The organism is Paenibacillus sp. VTT E-133280 (assembly GCF_002264385.1).
In the GTDB taxonomy this organism is placed as follows: domain Bacteria; phylum Bacillota; class Bacilli; order Paenibacillales; family Paenibacillaceae; genus Paenibacillus_AQ; species Paenibacillus_AQ nitricinens.
The window spans coordinates 75,648-92,743 of the sequence record NZ_NFUX01000003.1; the positions used below are offsets into that span (position 1 = coordinate 75,648).

The 17,096-nt window shown below is 43.0% G+C and carries 14 protein-coding genes and 1 pseudogene; 10 read left to right on the top strand and 5 right to left on the bottom strand.

What is annotated here, in order from left to right; translation table 11 throughout:
• The first annotated feature begins 2 nt into the window (after positions 1-2).
• The 3 genes from CA600_RS02275 to CA600_RS02285 are packed head-to-tail and all read left to right on the top strand — an operon-like array spanning position 3 to position 3,473.
• Complete coding sequence (locus CA600_RS02275; RefSeq protein ID WP_094868722.1) at positions 3-1,226, top strand: enolase C-terminal domain-like protein; 1,224 nt, start codon at positions 3-5, stop codon at positions 1,224-1,226.
• Positions 1,227-1,264: 38 nt separating this feature from the next.
• Positions 1,265-2,107 (top strand): NAD-dependent epimerase/dehydratase family protein, encoded by an 843-nt coding sequence (locus CA600_RS02280; protein ID WP_094868723.1) that lies wholly within the window; start codon positions 1,265-1,267, stop codon positions 2,105-2,107.
• A gap of 37 nt (positions 2,108-2,144) precedes the next feature.
• A complete protein-coding gene (locus CA600_RS02285; RefSeq protein ID WP_256989690.1) occupies positions 2,145-3,473 on the top strand; it encodes a family 43 glycosylhydrolase in 1,329 nt (442 codons plus the stop codon).
• A gap of 141 nt (positions 3,474-3,614) precedes the next feature.
• Here CA600_RS02285 and CA600_RS31655 read toward each other — a convergent pair.
• The 3 genes and pseudogenes from CA600_RS31655 to CA600_RS31665 all read right to left on the bottom strand — a co-directional run.
• A pseudogene (locus tag CA600_RS31655) lies at positions 3,615-3,707 on the bottom strand (hypothetical protein); the annotation flags it as partial.
• Between the two features lie 58 nt (positions 3,708-3,765).
• Positions 3,766-3,981: a rhodanese-like domain-containing protein gene (locus CA600_RS31660; RefSeq protein ID WP_256989691.1), complete on the bottom strand. Its 216-nt coding sequence runs from the start codon at positions 3,979-3,981 to the stop codon at positions 3,766-3,768.
• Entirely contained in the window at positions 3,978-4,256 is a 279-nt protein-coding gene (locus tag CA600_RS31665; protein WP_306440370.1) for an ArsR/SmtB family transcription factor, read from the bottom strand. Before CA600_RS31665 ends, CA600_RS31660 begins: the two co-directional genes overlap by 4 nt.
• A gap of 199 nt (positions 4,257-4,455) precedes the next feature.
• Here CA600_RS31665 and CA600_RS02300 point away from each other — a divergent pair, with 199 nt between their 5' ends.
• Positions 4,456-7,245 carry a glycoside hydrolase family 3 C-terminal domain-containing protein gene (locus CA600_RS02300; RefSeq protein WP_094868726.1) on the top strand — a complete coding sequence of 930 codons (2,790 nt, stop codon included), beginning with the start codon at positions 4,456-4,458 and terminating at the stop codon, positions 7,243-7,245.
• A 139-nt stretch (positions 7,246-7,384) separates the two neighbouring features.
• On the opposite strand, the gene CA600_RS02305 is transcribed toward CA600_RS02300, so the two are convergent.
• Positions 7,385-8,257, bottom strand: a complete 873-nt coding sequence (locus tag CA600_RS02305; protein ID WP_094868727.1) for an AraC family transcriptional regulator — start codon at positions 8,255-8,257, stop codon at positions 7,385-7,387.
• A gap of 389 nt (positions 8,258-8,646) precedes the next feature.
• Here CA600_RS02305 and CA600_RS02310 point away from each other — a divergent pair, with 389 nt between their 5' ends.
• From CA600_RS02310 to CA600_RS31495, 6 genes are all read left to right on the top strand, one after another.
• Positions 8,647-9,576: an ABC transporter permease gene (locus CA600_RS02310; RefSeq protein WP_094868797.1), complete on the top strand. Its 930-nt coding sequence runs from the start codon at positions 8,647-8,649 to the stop codon at positions 9,574-9,576.
• 21 nt (positions 9,577-9,597) lie between these two features.
• On the top strand, positions 9,598-10,464 hold the full coding sequence (locus CA600_RS02315) for a carbohydrate ABC transporter permease (RefSeq protein WP_094868798.1): 867 nt from the start codon (positions 9,598-9,600) through the stop codon (positions 10,462-10,464).
• 89 nt (positions 10,465-10,553) lie between these two features.
• A complete protein-coding gene (locus tag CA600_RS02320) occupies positions 10,554-12,242 on the top strand; it encodes an ABC transporter substrate-binding protein (RefSeq protein ID WP_094868728.1) in 1,689 nt (562 codons plus the stop codon).
• 149 nt (positions 12,243-12,391) lie between these two features.
• Entirely contained in the window at positions 12,392-13,948 is a 1,557-nt protein-coding gene (spoVB, locus tag CA600_RS02325; protein WP_094868729.1) for a stage V sporulation protein B, read from the top strand.
• Positions 13,949-14,767: 819 nt separating this feature from the next.
• Complete coding sequence (locus CA600_RS02330; RefSeq protein WP_094868730.1) at positions 14,768-15,004, top strand: MerR family DNA-binding transcriptional regulator; 237 nt, start codon at positions 14,768-14,770, stop codon at positions 15,002-15,004.
• Entirely contained in the window at positions 14,892-15,122 is a 231-nt protein-coding gene (locus tag CA600_RS31495) for a hypothetical protein (RefSeq protein WP_218832754.1), read from the top strand. Before CA600_RS02330 ends, CA600_RS31495 begins: the two co-directional genes overlap by 113 nt.
• Positions 15,123-15,137: 15 nt before the next feature.
• On the opposite strand, the gene shc is transcribed toward CA600_RS31495, so the two are convergent.
• The gene (shc, locus tag CA600_RS02340) at positions 15,138-17,030 is read right to left on the bottom strand and encodes a squalene--hopene cyclase (protein ID WP_094868731.1); all 1,893 of its coding nucleotides are present in this window, start codon (positions 17,028-17,030) and stop codon (positions 15,138-15,140) included.
• Between the last annotated feature and the right edge of the window lie 66 nt (positions 17,031-17,096).

Genomic DNA, 17,096 nt, shown 5'->3' on the forward strand with positions numbered 1-17,096 from the left:
TCATGGCAAAAATAACAGGAATAAAATGCATCCGCACTAGACACGATGGAAGCTGGACTATTGTGAAAGTAACGACGGATCAGGACGGTTTGTACGGAGTTGGTTCCGCATCAGATTTGTACAATCCCGAGGCTGTAGTTCAAGTGGTTGAACAACTGCTTGCACCACTACTTGTGGGTCGTGACCCGGCAAATATTGAAGATCTTTGGCATCTCATGCATATGAGCGGCTATTGGAGAAATGGTGCGATTATGAACACGGCTATCGGTGGCATTGATATGGCCTTGTGGGATATCAAAGGCAAGGAAGCGAAGCTGCCAGTCTATCAGTTACTGGGCGGTGCCTGTCGTTCGGCGGTGCCTTGTTATGGCCATGCGGGTGGTGCCGATATCACAGAGCTTAAGGAAGAGGTTCATAAATTTATAGAAGAAGGATACACCGTGATCCGCGTCCAGATGGGAGGATACGGAGGCGGTGGTTTTGTTAGCGGAAAGGAAGCGAACCTCCCAGTCTATCCTTGGAGCAGTGGTCCTGTATTTGACGAGCATGCTTATCTGACTACCATTCCTGACATGTTCGAGAAGCTCCGTGTGGAATTTGGTTCAGGGGTTCAGTTTACGCATGATGTTCATGAGCATCTTTCACCTATCCATGCGATCCAACTTTCAAAACGTTTAGAGCCATATAGTCTTTTCTATTTAGAGGATGCACTTGCACCCGAGCAGATGGGCTGGTACCGTCAGCTTCGACAACAGAGCGCCACACCGCAGGCGGTAGGGGAGTTGTTCGTGAATCCGCAGGAATGGACAGGACTTATGCAAGAGAAGCTGATTGATTTTATTCGGGTACGAGTCTCCAAGGCAGGTGGCATCAGCGCATGTCGTAAAATAGCTGCACTGGGTGAAATCTACGGCGTCCGTACAGCCTGGCAAGAAGGTGGCGAGAATGATCCGGTGAACCAGGCCGCTGCAGTGCATCTGGATATGGCAGTCTGGAATTTCGGCATTCAGGAAATCAATCATTTCAAGGAGAAGGAGTTAGAGGCTTTTCCAGGTCATATCATCAGACATCGTGGGTATCTGTACCCCTCTGACAAACCGGGACTCGGTATTGATATCGATGAAGTGATGGCTAAATCTCTTCTCAGAGAACAATGGAATTCTAGTTCATATCATCGGCCTTATCCTCTGGACCGCAAAGCGGACGGAACGTTGGTTCGCCCTTAGATTCAGAGAAAAAAAGCTGATAAAGGAGGTATATTGAAATGAACACTATTGCAGTTACGGGTGGAGGGGGCAAACTCGGCTCTCAAGTGATCGGGATGCTCCAAGAGCAGCATTATAATGTCGTGTCATTAGATAATCATCTGTCAGATCGAATCCGTTGTAAGCAGGTTAAAGTCGATCTAAATGATTTCGGGCAAGTGGTGGGATCGCTAGAAGGCGTCGACGCTATCGTTCATTTGGCAGCTATACCTGCTCCGATTCATTATCCACACGCTTATATTTATGCGAATAATACGGTGGCTGGATATCATGTGCTGGAAGCGGCTTCACTCTTGGGTATTCGAAAAGTAGTTATGGGCTCTAGTGAGTCCTCTTACGGGTTTGCCTGGGCTCCACAACCATTCTCTCCGCACTATTTTCCAGTAGATGAAGATCATCCCCAGCTCCCGCAGGAATGTTATGGTCTCTCCAAGGTTGTCAACGAACTGACCTCCGAAATGTTTCACCGGAGAAATGGTATGCAGGTGACCTCACTCCGATTCTCAATGATCACTGGCCCAGGAGATTATCGACATTTAGCGATAGCCAAACCGGAGACATTTAAACATATTTTATGGAGTTATATTGATATTCGCGATGCAGTTAGCGCTTGTATGGCCGCTTTAGATGCGAAGCTTAATGGAGCCATTCATCTGAATATCACTGGAGATGATACATTAAGTGACCGGACAACGGAAGAGCTGCTGAAGAGCTTCTACCCTGAAGTCGTAGATTTGCGTAAGCCATTCCTAGATAGAGAGGCTATCGTTAGTAATGCTTTAGCTAAACAGCTCCTGTCTTGGCAACCAAAATACTCATGGTCTAATACAGAGTTAGAGTAACATCCAATCAAAAAACAAATTTCAGGAGGTATTTGGCGTGACTTACAACAAGCAAGAACTATATGTCGAAACGAATCAGAAAACATCCTTGAACCCTGTAATTACGTCTATCTATACAGCAGATCCATCAGCCCATGTCTGGAAGGATGGCAAGATTTATATTTACGCATCTCATGATATGGACCCGGCCAGAGGTTGTGATCTTATGGACAGATATCATGTTTTCTCCTCTCAGGACATGGTTAATTGGTTGGATGAAGGCGAAATTCTTAGTTCGGATGATGTCTCTTGGGGCAGACCTGAAGGCGGTTTCATGTGGGCTCCAGACTGTGCGTACAAGAACGGAACCTACTATTTCTATTATCCTCATCCAAGTGGTTCAAATTGGAATGATTCGTGGAAAATTGGGGTAGCGACCAGCAAGAAGCCAGCCAGTGATTTTAAGGATCAGGGATATATTCCGGGGCTTGGCGGGTTCGCCTTGATTGATCCATGTGTAATAGTGGACGAAGAGGATAGCGCCTATATGTATTACGGCGGGGGCAGTGTATGTCTAGGTGGGGAATTGAGTGAGGATATGTTGTCTCTGAAGAATGGAATGACCGAAATGGAAGGACTAGAAGATTTTCATGAAGCAGCCTGGGTATTTAAAAGAAAGAATCTGTACTACCTCACCTATGCCGATAACTTAGAAAACAATAATCGAATGAGATACGCAACCAGTGAGAATCCGTTAGGTCCGTGGACGTACAGAGGAATCTTTCTGGAGCCGACCGGTTGTTCAACAACGCATGGATCTGTGGTGGAGTTCAAGGGGAAATGGTATTTGTTCTATCATAATCAAGCCATTTCTGGAGAAGGCAATCTGCGCAGTGTGTGTATCGATTACCTAGAATTTAACGAAGACGGTACGATCAAGACGGTTATCCAGACCAAAGAGGGCGTCTCTTCGCTTGGAGCTGCACCGGAAGCGAATCCTTATCTTAAGACGTATCCTGCAGCCGAGGGAATCGTTTTTGGAGGAGCAGAAATACAGACACTGGCATCGGGTCAGCAGGTGGTGAGCCACTTACAAACAGAAGGTTCTTACGTTCTCATCAATAATGTAGATGGAGGTGAAGGGGGAAGAGCGTCTATAGAACTTCAATATGCTACGCGTGAACGCCTGGCAAAAGTGAGATTATACGTCAATGATAAGGATTATTCCCTCCTGAATGCCCTATCCACAGGTGGTTCTCAGGAATTTAGTAGAAATACGAATATTACAGTGAATTTATTGCCGGGTGCTATCAATACGCTCAAAATTAGTGGTGGCCATGGCGAAATTAGTCTTAATCAAATTACAGTTAGCCCACTCTTAGGATAAAACGAATGCTATTCAAAAAACAGGACCGCTAAATAACAAAGGATAATCTCATAGCGTGCTTGAGATCACCCTTTGTTATTATTTAAAATTTCGGGATGACAGAACGACCGGAATCAGGAATAAAGCAAGGAGGCCACCACCAGTCATTGTCATAATTGCGATCATAATAATTTGTGTTAAGACCATTACAGTGGCTCTAATAATAACGCTCTTTTTATTGATAGAAGCTGTATGAATTCGTTCTAATCTTGGACCTTTGTTCCAAGCGAAAAGCATTAACCCCCTTTTGTTGTTAATAATTCGATTGCCTCCACGGATAATAACAGTAAGGTCCTCTACAATAAGCGACTGCATCACAATTTGAAGGTAAGGATACAAGCTTCTCTTTTAATTCTTCAATAGGAATAGATATAGCCCCTGGAATATGTTCCTCATCATATTCTTCCTTCGGTCTTACATCCAGCAGCAAAACTTCACCATTATCCATACGGTTTTTCAATTCGATCAAAGACAATCCATCCATCTGAAAATGCTTGTTTTGAAATTCTTTTGAATTAGTTGTACTTGAACTAATTGTTTCTCAGATAAACTATGCAACGTGCGTATGAAATCAATTATCGAAGAGTCAGCTAATTCATAAAAAACAAAATTTCCTTGCTTCTTGAAACTTACTAGCTTTGCGTTGTGTAGTGTCTGTAAATGCTGCGAAACATTAGCAACCGTCATTTGCGTATTTTTAGCTAAACCTTTTACGGATTTTGGACTTTGAGATATATAGTCAATTAATTTTTGCTTTGTGAATTACTCGTTATTAAATTAGTGAATGGTCTAAACTAAAATTATTATATTAATAAAGTTAATTATTATATATATTCCAGTTTTCCAATGTACTATAATGATATAGATGCATTGTTAGCATGTTATTAAAGGAATGAAGATTTCAAGAAACAACCTATAGAATTGAACAACAGGAGGAAATAAGTTGAGCACACAGAATGTGGGAATTCCATTAGAAGGTTTTGCAGAATTTAGCCGGACAGTAGCCGCAGAAGGTGCAGTGCTGCTGAAGAATGACAATCAGGTTTTACCGCTTGGCGCAGGCGATAATGTTGCGATTTTTGGCAGATCCCAAGTGAATTATTATCGAAGTGGTACAGGTTCCGGCGGTAGTGTCCATGTTACTTATACGACCAATTTATTGGATGGTCTTCGCACTAAGAAGAACTTTACAGTTAACGAAGAACTGGCAGCGGTTTATGAAAAGTGGATTGAGCAGAATCCATTTGACAACGGTGGAGGCGCATGGGCTGCAGAACCTTGGCATCAGAAGGAAATGTCTTTGAACGATGTATTGGTATCCGAGGCTAGAAACAAATCCAACAAGGCTGTCATTGTAATCGGACGTACAGCAGGAGAAGATCAGGATAATGCCGACGCTCCGGGTAGTTATCAACTAACGAATGATGAAAAGGCAATGCTGAAGCAAGTAACTACATATTTTGAGCAAACGATCGTTGTTCTGAATGTTTCCAACATTATTGATATGAACTGGATGAACGATGAAAGCTATAAATATCCGATTTCAACTGTGATTTATTCATGGCAGGGTGGTATGGAAGGCGGAAATGCGATTGCAGATGTGCTGTCTGGAGAGGTAACTCCTAGTGGTAAACTGACGGATACAATCGCATATTCCATCAATGATTACCCGTCAACACAGAATTACGGAAACGAATTTATGAACTTGTATCAGGAAGATATCTATGTAGGATATCGTTACTTCGAGACATTTTGCCCAGATAAGGTTCAATTTGAATTTGGTTATGGTTTATCTTATACAACTTTTAGTATCGAGCCAGAAGAAGCTAAATTGATGACCAAAGAAGGCGAGTCTTACATTGAAATCGGCGTAACCGTTACCAATACAGGAACTACCTTTGCTGGTAAAGAGGTTGTTCAGGTCTATTATGAAGCTCCGCAAGGTAAGCTCGGTAAACCAGTTAAAGCTCTGGTGTCATTCGGTAAGACAAAAGTCCTTGAACCAGGTGAAGCTCAGCGCCTTACCGTGAGTTTCTCAGCTCAGTCGATGGCATCTTATGATGACGCAGGCGTGACAGGGCATGCTTCTGCCTATGTTCTCGAAGAAGGTACATACCGCTTGTATGTGGGAACTAGTGTTAAACAAGTGGTAGCAGTCGGCGTTGAGGGTAAAGATGGCTACGTTGTAGAAACTCTTCAAGTTGTGGAGCAACTGCAAGAAGCTCTTGCGCCTACAGAAAGCTTCACGAGAATGATGCCAGGCACTCAGAAGTCGGACGGTTCGTACGAGATTGTTTATGTTGAAGTTCCTAAACGTAAGATTTCGTTAGCTGAGCGAATTGAAACTAATCTTCCAGAGACGATCTCACAAACAGGTAATAAAGGATATAAATTAAGAGACGTATATGAACAGAAGGTTAGTATGGAAGCCTTTATTGCCCAGCTCAGCGATGAGGATTTGGCTGCAATTGTACGGGGCGAAGGCATGAGCAGTCCTTTAGTTACACCGGGAACGGCCTCTGCATTTGGAGGCGTAAGTGACAGTTTATTTAATCTCGGAATTCCGGTTGCAGCTACAGCTGATGGTCCTTCAGGGATTCGTATGGATAGCGGTGCTAAGGCGACTCAAGTTGCCATCGGAACACTTCTTGCAGCTACATGGAATGCGGATTTGGTCGAAGAACTTTATGTTCTGGAAGGACAAGAATTGTTAAGAAATAACGTTGATTCCTTGCTTGGACCTGGCCTTAATATCCGACGCAGTCCGCTTAATGGGCGTAACTTTGAGTATTTTTCAGAAGATCCGTTGATCTCTGGAGTGTTTGCTGCTGCATGTACTCGCGGTATTCTGAAAGGCGGCTCTACCGCTACGATGAAGCATTTCGCTTGTAATAATCAGGAGAAGCACCGCAGTAAGGTAAACGCCGTAGTGTCTGAACGTGCGCTTCGTGAGATTTATTTAAAAGGTTTTGAAATCGCGGTGAAGCAGGGCGGTTCGAATTCTATCATGACTTCCTATAATCCAGTTAACGGACATTGGGCGGCTTCTAATTATGATTTGAACACCACGATCCTTCGCGGGGAGTGGGGCTTTAAAGGGATTGTAATGACAGACTGGTGGGCGATCATGAATGATGTCGTTAATGGCGGACCAGCAGATCGTAAATTTACAAACTGGATGATTCGTGCACAAAACGACCTCTATATGGTTGTACCTAACTATGGTGCGGAAATTAACGGATGGAATGATAACACCATTGAGTCCTTGGAAAATGGTACGTTAACCCGTGGAGAGCTGCAACGTTCTGCTAAAAACATTTGTGAGTTTATCATGAATGCACCTGTATTCTCGAGAAAACAGGAAATCGTAGAAACAGTGGAGTCCTTCAAAGCTAATCCTTCACTTTCTGAACAACAAGCTCAATCGTTATCTCAAAATCCACAGGTTAAACCTGTCGTAGAAGGATCGACTAGCTTTAAAGTAGAACAGGCTGGTCAATACCGTATCCTGGTGCATATCATGTCAACCGAACCTGAACTGGCTCAAAGTGCATGCAATGTGTCTGTGAATGATCAATTGATGACAACCATTCAAACGAATGGTACTGAAGGTCAATGGATTAGACAAAAGCTTGTGAAAGTTGAGCTTGAAGCAGGTCTTTATGATATGAAATTAGAGTTCATCAAACCAGGTTTGCAGATCGATTGGATTGAATTCAATAAAGTCGACTAGGTATCACGTGTTTTATTATTAGATAGATCGTTAATACCGTTTATTTCTAAAAACCGCGATATTTTTCGCGGTTTTTTTGTTGTACCTATTGTTGCATGGAACCGCTAGTAACCACTTCTGATGGGAGTAGGTCACGTCATTAATGCTGTGAATGATTTCCGTAAAGACCTTTGTATTCTGTTGGCGTGCATTTTTTGTAATTTTTGAACACGCGGTTAAAGGTGGGAAGACTCTCAAATCCGGAATTCATGGCAATTTCCATAATAGATAAATTCGGATCGATAAGCAGCTTCTCTGCATGCATGATGCGATGCTGGTTGATATAGCTGTAATAGGACATTCCCATGAATTGTTTGAATAAACGCATAAAGTGATATTTGCTAAACCCAGCAATCTCTGCGAGTTCTTCCACCTGAATGTTCTCCGTACAGTGCTCATTAATAAAATTGCAGACTTGTAGAAGCCTATCAATGTATTTATGCTGATTTTGCTGTTTTACATGATAAAAGTGACGCTCCTTACCCATGAAATTTCGTCCTAAAACGACAAAAAAATGAACCAGTATGGAATATGCCGCAGCTTCCTTAAACAGATATTGGCTAAAATACTCATTCATCAGATTCAACAGCAGGGGTTTGAGTGAACCATGTAGCTCCTTATTCTGTTCCGCTGTAATAACTAAGCATGGGCGAAGCAAATGAAAAGTAGAGTCTAAGCCATTTAGGTTGAAAAGTATGGAGCAATCAAACTGCATGATGAGCCGTTTACCGGACTCAGGTGCATAGAGCTGATGTAGCTGCCCCGAGGGAATGATGAGAATATCACCCGAATTAAGCTTATACTCGGTGCTGTCGATGACGGCGGTATAAGTATTTTCGAGGGGCATGATGACCTCAGCGGCGGTATGCCAATGGATGGGGTAATTCTCAGCTTCTTGATTTAAATAAATACGAATTCCGAAATGCTCGTTATAGGAGACTGTTTCCATCGCTCCATGCAGCGTTTCGATCATCAGTATCCCGTCCTTTCGTTGTTCAAATCATTTGATAGATTCTAATCAAATCAAAGATTTCGTAAAAGACATTCATAACGGATTGTGTATTTTAGCAATATTTGATCAGTCAAAAGCAAAATTCACGAAGAACAGTAAAAATAAAGCCGATATAATAAAGCCATTGAAACCGCATTCAAAATAATAACACGTTATTGGTAAATTATCTATTTATTTCATAATATTTCTTTAATGAGGAGGATGAGATTTATACAACAACAGAACTAATGATGACCGACCTTATTGATTTTGAAGGATTGGCATCCTGTTATGTAGCTGAGAATCGGCTAATTGAACACTCAGTTCAGCTAACAACGAATATACATTATAAAAAGGAAAGTGGCGATGTCATGGCAGTCGGAAACAAGGCAGTGCACACAAGCTCACTTTGGATGCACGTCAGAAAGGAATGGAAGCTGTATTCGTTTCTGGTTATACCCGTACTCTATTTTCTCATCTTCAAATATGCGCCGATGCTGGGGAATGTAATTGCCTTTCGAAAATACAGAGGGGGACCCAATTTATTTGGCTCGGAATGGGTAGGGTTATCCTATTTCCGCAAATTCATGAATGATCCTACCTTTTGGAGAGCATTTAAGAATGACTTGGTATTGAGTGTCACTTATTTATGTTTCAGATTTCCGTTAACTCTCATCTTCGCTCTGCTTCTAAATGAGCTGGTGCGCATGCGGGTGAAGAAACTCGTGCAGACCATATCCTATCTACCGCATTTTATTTCGATGGTTATTGTGGCAGGCATGATCAAGGAAATGGTGTCTTTAAATGGACCAATCAACGCGCTGCTGGCTAATCTGGGCTTTAGTAAAATAGCCTTTATCTCGTTGCCGCAATGGTTTCCGACGATCTACGTCACATCAGGGATTTGGCAGGGGTTAGGGTGGGGGACGATTCTTTATTTAGCAGCTATGACCAGCATTAATACCGAACTGTACGAAGCGGCTAAAATCGATGGAGCAAGCCGTTTTCGGCTGGCGCTTCATGTAACGATTCCCGGTATTCTACCAACCATTATGACGCTACTTATTCTGGATATTGGCGGGATCTTAGGTTCCAATTTCGAGAAAATCTTGCTATTGTACAATCCGCTGACCTATGAAACAGCAGATGTTATTTCTACTTATGTATATCGAATGGGGATTACCGGTGGTAATTTCAGTTTTGCTACAGCCGTCGGGTTATTTGAAGGCGTTATCGGCTTGATCCTGGTTACAATCGCAAACCAAATTTCGAAAAAAACTACAAACTCGAGTTTGTGGTAGAAAGGAGAGCTTGGCGTGAAGATGTTCATATCCTCTCGTACATTTACTATTGTAAACGGATTCATAATGGCGATTGTTGTATTTTTCACCCTATATCCATTTGTCTATTTGATAGCTCAGTCGTTTAGCTCGGAAGCCGCCGTATATGCGGGTAAGGTTAGCTTCTATCCGGTAGGCTTCACAACCAAAACGTATGAGATCATTTTGAGTAAGCCTGACTTTTTTAAGTATTACGGCAATACCATTCTGTATTCGGTTGTTGGGACATTGATTTCAGTGACGGCTACCGCTATTTTAGCCTATCCACTCTCCAAGGATAAATTGCGCATGAATAAGTTCTTCATTCCCTTTGTGCTCTTTACGATGTATTTCGGAGGGGGTCTGATCCCTAACTACATTTTGATTGCCAAAACCTTAGGCATGAGGGATTCCATCTGGGCAATTGTAATTCCTGGAGCGATCAGCGCTTTTAATGTCATTTTGATGAAGACCTTTTTCGCAAGTTTGCCTAATGAGCTGGAAGAAGCGGCTAAAGTGGATGGTCTGGATATTTACGGAATTTTTATGAGAATAACATTGCCTTTGTCCAAGCCGATTATAGCAACGATGGTGCTGTTTGTGATGGTAGGCATTTGGAATAACTGGTTCGGTCCTTCACTGTACCTGCAATCAAAGGATAAATGGCCAGTGGCATTATATTTACGGCAAATTATTGAGAACGCCATCAGTCCAACCGAGGTCGGAGCAACCTCCGAAACCGCCAATCAGATTGCAGCAACTGTGAAGTCAGCAGCTATGGTTCTCACCTCATTGCCGATCCTTTGTATCTATCCGTTTGTGCAAAAGTACTTCGTGCAAGGGATGATGATCGGTTCTGTAAAAGGGTAACGGGGATTTACTTCCTGGATATAGATCAAAGATAGAGTCCAAGTTTACCAAGTAAGCTCTCGTTCACAAATTTTTTTAGGAGGTTAGGGATGAATAAAACAAGAAGCAGTAAATTTTTAGGGGTCACTATGGCGCTAGTGTTAGCATTTGGTATGACGGGGTGCTCAAGTAATGAGAAAAACAATGCATCTCCACCTCCTTCAGCATCGGCAAATAATACAGCAGAGAATACTCCTGATAAAGAAGCGACACTGGATTACAAATTTGGAGAGGATCAAACATTTAATTCTAATGAACCTGTGACCTACTCAATGATGTTTAGTGACAATGAAGGTTATCCGTATAAAGAAGATTGGAGGCTATGGAGTGCGATCAAGGAAAAAACAAACGTAAGCTTCGACTTATCTATAACCGCCCGTTCTGAATATGAAAATCAAAAGTCACTGTTAGTCAATAGTGGAGACGCCCCTTATATTATCCCAAAAACTTATGAGGAAGCTGCCTTTATTCCTAGTGGGCAAATTGTAGCCATAAGTGATTGGGTACAGTATATGCCTAATTACATGAAGGCTGTTAAGCAGTGGAATCTCGAAGAAGATCTGAAAGTCAAATTGCAAGCGGACGGAAAATATTATGTATTGCCTGGTCTTTGGGAAGTAGCTGGTGGTGGTTATTCCTACATCATTCGTAAAGATATTTTTAAAGCAGCAGGGGTAGATGTAGAAGCAGAAGAAGGCAAATGGACATATGAAGATTTCTATGAAGCACTGAAGAAAGTGAAAGCGTATACAGGTAAGGACTATGTATTCTCTGATCAATTCCAAGGGAAATCTACGCTGAATATTGCTGCTGTTCCATATGGTGTAACTGGCGGCTGGGGACTTGCGAACGGAATGAAGTTTGATGAGGCTAAAAAGGAATTTTATTTTGCCAACTCCACGAATGAGTTTAAAGATTATTTGACCTATTTTAATAAACTGATTAATGAGGGGCTTATGGATCCAGAGTCCTTTACACAAGAAGATGATACTGCCCGCTCTAAGTTTTTTAAAGGCGACAGCTTTGTGATTAACGGCAATTACCAGCTGCTGGCTGATTTTAAAACCAAAATGCAGGACCCGAACAGTGATCTGTATATGATTGTTCAACCAGGTGGACCAAAAGGGCAGCTGCAAATCGAAACCTCCCGACTAGAAAACGGCGTTATGATCAGTCAGAACGCTTTAAAGGATCTTGGCGAAGAGAATTTTATTAAAATGCTTCGTTTTGTAGATTGGTTATGGTACTCCGATGAAGGGCAGACGCTCAGCTTATGGGGGGTTGAAGGAGAGACTTATACCAAAGATGCTGATGGCACCATCAAGCTGAATCCGGATGTTTCGTATAATGGATTAAATGACGATACCGCAACGAAGAAACTGAATGTTGATTTCGGATTTGGCGGCGGGGTATTCGCTTATGGAGGTTCCTCCAAATTGAAGTTATCCAAAATGACACCAGGAGAAAAAGACTATAATGACCGGATTTTTGCCACTCGTGAGCCACGTGCTATCGCACCACCTATCATGGGTACGCCTGACGAGAGTGAGGAAATGAACCTGATTTCAACCCCTTTAATGGACTATGTTAGTACGATGACCTTGAAATTCATAACAGGTCAGGAGAGCCTATCGAAATGGGATGCCTATGTTTCAGCTACAGAAGCTAATGGAAGTTCACGTTACGCAGAAATGGCTAATGAAATTTTCAACAAAACCAAGAGTCTGCTCGGATACTAAAATATGAGGAAAAGCCCGATACACCATAGTTGGTGTGTCGGGCTTTTTGCAGATTATATACTTTACAAATACTTGTCTGCATGTCCTAGCGTTTGTTCGAATAAGTTAGAAAGTAGGACAGGACAAACCATAGGTGGAGATGCGTAGAAATGGCGATGCGTAAACAAAGCTTTATTCGTGGAACGTTCATTTTAACCGTGTCGGCATTTTTTACAAAAGGGCTCGGATTTTTGAATGGCGTCTTGCTGGCACGTTTCTTGGGAGCCGAGGGGGTAGGGCTGCTTATGATTGCTCATCCACTGCTTCCCTTGTTTATTACGCTGACAGAGCTGGGGCTACCTGTTGCGATTTCAAAGCTTGTCTCAGAAGCTGAGGTTAAGCAGGATGAAGCGCGAGTGAAGCGTATTCTCACAGTATCCTTAAGTATTACGGGTACGTTGAGCATTATACTAACTTTGGTGGCTCTATTTGGTTCCAAATGGATCGCGTCGGTTTTTCTAGCCGATCAGCGGGCGTATTATGCTATGGTCGCTATAACGCCGATCATTCCAATTATTGCGATGTCAGCTGTACTGAAAGGTTATTTTCGTGGGAAACAGAACATGAACCCGCTGGCCTTTTCGGATATTATTGAGAATTTGGCGCAAATCATTGTCATTATCGGTGTTGTCAACGTTTTGCTGCCTTATGGGATTGTCTATGCAGCTGCGGGCGCTATGGCGGCTTCCGTGATCGGCGAAGGTTTTGGTTTGCTCTATTTGTTTTCTGTCTTCAAATGGGCAAATCGAGGGAAGATCAAAACCTCCCCACCGCCTCCATCAAGTCTTTCACCCAAGGGAGACAGTACGTTGAGAGATCTGCTGCGCATCGGCTTACCGATGACAGGCAGCGGTTTTATTCATTCCATCTATCATGCGTTTCTCCCACTGCTGATTACGAAAAGTCTAGTCCTGTTTGGTGTAGGTGTTGAGATGGCGACCAAGCAATTCGGACTTCTGGCGGGATATGCTCTCCCGATGTTGTTTCTTCCCAGCTTCTTCACACAATCGTTGTCCACTGCATTAATACCGGCAATAAGCGAAGCGAGTGTGAGCAATAATAGTAAGCTTATGCATAGTCGGATGGATATGGCTATGCGATCGGCGCTTATTGTAGGTCTCCCATGTACAATCATCCTGTACTTATGGGCTGTACCATTAACTACTATGATCTATCATTCGCCAGAAGCAGGTGAGCTGCTAAGGCTGATTGCACCCTTGTTTTTACTTTATTATTTTGGAGCGCCATTGCAAGCGATTCTGCTTGGTTTGGGGAAAGCCTCAACCGTCATGTGGAACCATATTCTTACGAATGTTTTTGAAGTGATTACGATCTTTGTTCTCGGTTCTAATATTGGAATCCAAGGGGTTGCTATAGGGTTCGGACTGGGACTCATGCTTCTGACACTGTTGAATTTTTTGTCTGTGGCAGGAACGATCGGATTTTATTTTGATTTTCGCATTGTATTCAAGGTGGGTGCAGGAGGGATTGTCATGACGATCTGCGGGTTGACGGCTCACGGTATTCTGGAACGAATGGCTCTGGGGCAGTTCCTTGAACTATCCGGAGCGCTATTCGTTTCGTTGATCACCTACGCAGCAACATTGCAAGTCACCCATGCTTGGGAAAGAGCAGCGAAGCCTCCAACGATTACACCTGTTTCTTGAAAGAGAGTAGTTTCGGGTTCGCGCACCAATGTAAATCGAGTAATGCTGCTGATGAATGAATGAATATGCAGATGGCAAATTCGCTGCAGGCGATAAAAGAATGCATGTGACGTGACAGCACACCACTGGTTGATACCATCGTTCAGCCAAGTGCCAGAAAAGTTCACTACCCAAGTAACCCTTCACAACCCATTAAATCTGACGACTTACACCAGTGCTTATAAAAGATGGGCTCGGCGTACCGCCGTGTCACTGTGTTTTATCACTGATCTACTTGGCTGGAATGCTGCTTTCCAAACAGCAGATGGGTCCATTAGCTGACTAAGGCGATGAAATAAGAGAAGCTCAACGTTTCTATGAAACGTTTTGGTGAGCTGACGGGAGCAGAGGGTGAAAGTGAGATGAGCGAGACGTTTAGCTGTATTTAGTACAACTATAATCCTTTAAATCGCTCAACGAATGGATATAAGTGTACTTCATACAACTATTCTCCTGATTTACAGCCAAATAGGTGAATTCACTCGATTTTAGTTGTATAAAATACAGTTAAAGTCCGAAGTTGTCTACTTGCATACGGAATAGTTGTACAGAATACAGTTACTTGCCCGGGTTCATCAACTATTCAGAGCCTAGCTACAGTCAAATAGTACTTGCTGCATACACTCCAGAAAGCCGCCGCAAATCGAAACATCAGGCAGAGATTCTCTAGTACTGAAGAACGCAACCAGAACACTACCAGATTGTCTTTTTACTATCTAAAGTTAGATCTATTGACACCTCCATACATGGAATCTCTACTCTGAATGTAACGTAAACATCATGTTTATAGAGGTGAATAATTTGAATACTCGTATGAGAATTGGAGAACTAACCAAACGAGCTGGAGTAACTCCACGAACGATTCGATATTATGAGAGCATAGGGCTCATGCCGTCTGGAGAACGTGAGGGTACGGGTCAACACTATCACTCAACTCATTCCGCTTTTGCGGCAACAGCCACATGTCATTCAGGAGCTGTATCAAGATCGCCTAGAGGAAGAGTTCGCTCCTACTGAAATGGGGATGCATACTATTGAACAGGTACTGATAAGAACGATTTTGCATGAAGGGCTGCACATGGGGGCGATTCAAGCTTTAATAAGACAGTTAAGAAGTGGAGCAGATCAAGACTAGTTATAGAACTCTGTGTTATTCTTGACCGTATTTCGTTCTGTAGTGACTCAGTGTGAGTAAAGGCCAGATATAACGGTAACTGTGATAATTGGAATAAAAATTACCGGGAAGACCGGCTCCTGTCGGATAAGAGCTTTTCCAATCGTCTTCGCGTATAGATGCGATAAGCTTTTTAATGCCTCGATTTACTGCAGGTGTTGGTTCTGGCTGAACAGCGATGAGTGCGTCAAGCGCCCAAGCCGTTTGAGAAGGGGTGCTTTCACCCAATGGTACATATCGCAATAACCGATCACTGTGACAAGATTCCCCCCAACCCCCATCCGAGTTTTGGATGCTAAGGAGCCAATTTGCTCCTTTTTGCAATGCATCATGTTCAGGAGGCAGGCCAACGGCCCGCATTCCTGTTAAGGCAGCCCAAGTCCCATAAATATAACAAACGCCCCATCTTCCGTACCATGAGCCATCCTTCTCCTGATGTTGGGTCAGCCATTTGGCACCTCGTTTAATGAATTTGTGTCGCATATCTAGTTCGGCGAAGTTTCCAAGATACTCCAAGGTACGCCCGGTAAGATCCGCTTCTGAGGGATCAATAGCAGCAGATTTAGCGCCATCGATTGCGAGCCAAGTAAGCATTTCTTTATTGGTGTTTTTTTCGAATGCTGGCCAGCCACCGTCATTATTCTGCATGGATAGGGCCCAATTCAGTCCGCGATTCCAAGATTCCTGATAAGTTGTTTGGGTAACTGCTAAGCTTCGGATGGCCCGCAACGCTGCAGTCGTGTCATCTACATCTGGATTGATCGTATTGGACTCGGAAAATCCCCATCCTCCAGGAATCGTATCCGGATTATGGATGCTCCAATCGGCAGTTTTATACTGCTGTCTGGACAGTAGATACGAAGCAGCCTGTCTAATAGCGACATGAATATCGGGTATTTCAGCCTCCTGTAAAACATAGGAAATTAGAGCCGTATCCCACACTGTGGACGGAGAGTTTTGTATCGTTGTTTTAGCGTCAGAACGGCACTGCATTGAGGTAAGTCCATGAATAGCATTCGTAATCAGAGGATGCTGCTGATCATAGTCCAGAGCCAGCAATGCAAACACCATAAGAATTGTACTGGTTGCATAACTATAAAGGGTTCCGTCAGATTCAATTCGCTGGAGCATGAACTGTTCTGCTTTGGCACGGGCGGCTTCGTGAATGTAACGGGGACTTCCAAGAAGTCGGCTTAGTCCAGATTGAATAACGTCATTCATTTCCTCATATCCCCGAGGAGCTGGTTCATCTTCTTCAATACGAGTGTCAATGAGATTAGACAGATCAGGAGCATTAGCGGTTGAGATCGAGAAACGCCGATCGGCCATAATCAGCATTGGCGTGAGATGTACTCTTGAATAGCCGGAGAACTCGAAATAGTTAATAGAAAAATAAGTTGGGAATAACAGTACCTCCAACGGTATCGAAGAGATTGATAAAGGCCATTTGCTCTGTCCTGTAGCTGCGAGAATGACTCTAGTTAGGATGCTAGTAACTTTTCCAATCCCACCTTTGGATTGAATATAATGCTTAGCACGCAATATCGGCTCATCTGTCACTTTACTGTACCCAGAGTAGAGAAGGGCGTAATAAGCTTCAACCGAGGTAGATAAGTTTCCGTCTTTTTCATCTTTATACAATTTCCAGAATCCAGCGGACTGTTGCTCCGCAAGAATACGATCATGTAGCTGTCGGATCAGATCTTCATTCTGCACATTCAATATCCGAAAGAGGATGATGATATACGCATCGATAACGATCCCATTCTCAAAACAAAAATGCCAAGATCCATCTTGCTGCTGTTGATCAATCAGGAATGCTGTTAAACGCTCGATCTCATTATCTACTGTGCTCAGTATAGGATTCATTCCTTAGGTACCTCCGCAGTCCTTCATTTTTAGTATTATATGATGGAAGAGAGAGTGAAATGAAAA

What these genes read in the sequence shown, in the direction of transcription:
- CA600_RS02275 (WP_094868722.1), top strand. Translation starts at nt 3, where the DNA reads ATGGCAAAAATAACAGGAATAAAATGCATCCGCACTAGACACGATGGA.
- CA600_RS02280 (WP_094868723.1), top strand. Translation starts at nt 1,265, where the DNA reads ATGAACACTATTGCAGTTACGGGTGGAGGGGGCAAACTCGGCTCTCAA.
- CA600_RS02305 (WP_094868727.1), bottom strand. Translation starts at nt 8,257, where the DNA reads ATGATCGAAACGCTGCATGGAGCGATGGAAACAGTCTCCTATAACGAG.
- CA600_RS02310 (WP_094868797.1), top strand. Translation starts at nt 8,647, where the DNA reads ATGGCAGTCGGAAACAAGGCAGTGCACACAAGCTCACTTTGGATGCAC.
- CA600_RS02315 (WP_094868798.1), top strand. Translation starts at nt 9,598, where the DNA reads ATGTTCATATCCTCTCGTACATTTACTATTGTAAACGGATTCATAATG.
- CA600_RS02320 (WP_094868728.1), top strand. Translation starts at nt 10,554, where the DNA reads ATGAATAAAACAAGAAGCAGTAAATTTTTAGGGGTCACTATGGCGCTA.
- spoVB (WP_094868729.1), top strand. Translation starts at nt 12,392, where the DNA reads ATGGCGATGCGTAAACAAAGCTTTATTCGTGGAACGTTCATTTTAACC.
- CA600_RS02330 (WP_094868730.1), top strand. Translation starts at nt 14,768, where the DNA reads ATGTTTATAGAGGTGAATAATTTGAATACTCGTATGAGAATTGGAGAA.
- shc (WP_094868731.1), bottom strand. Translation starts at nt 17,030, where the DNA reads ATGAATCCTATACTGAGCACAGTAGATAATGAGATCGAGCGTTTAACA.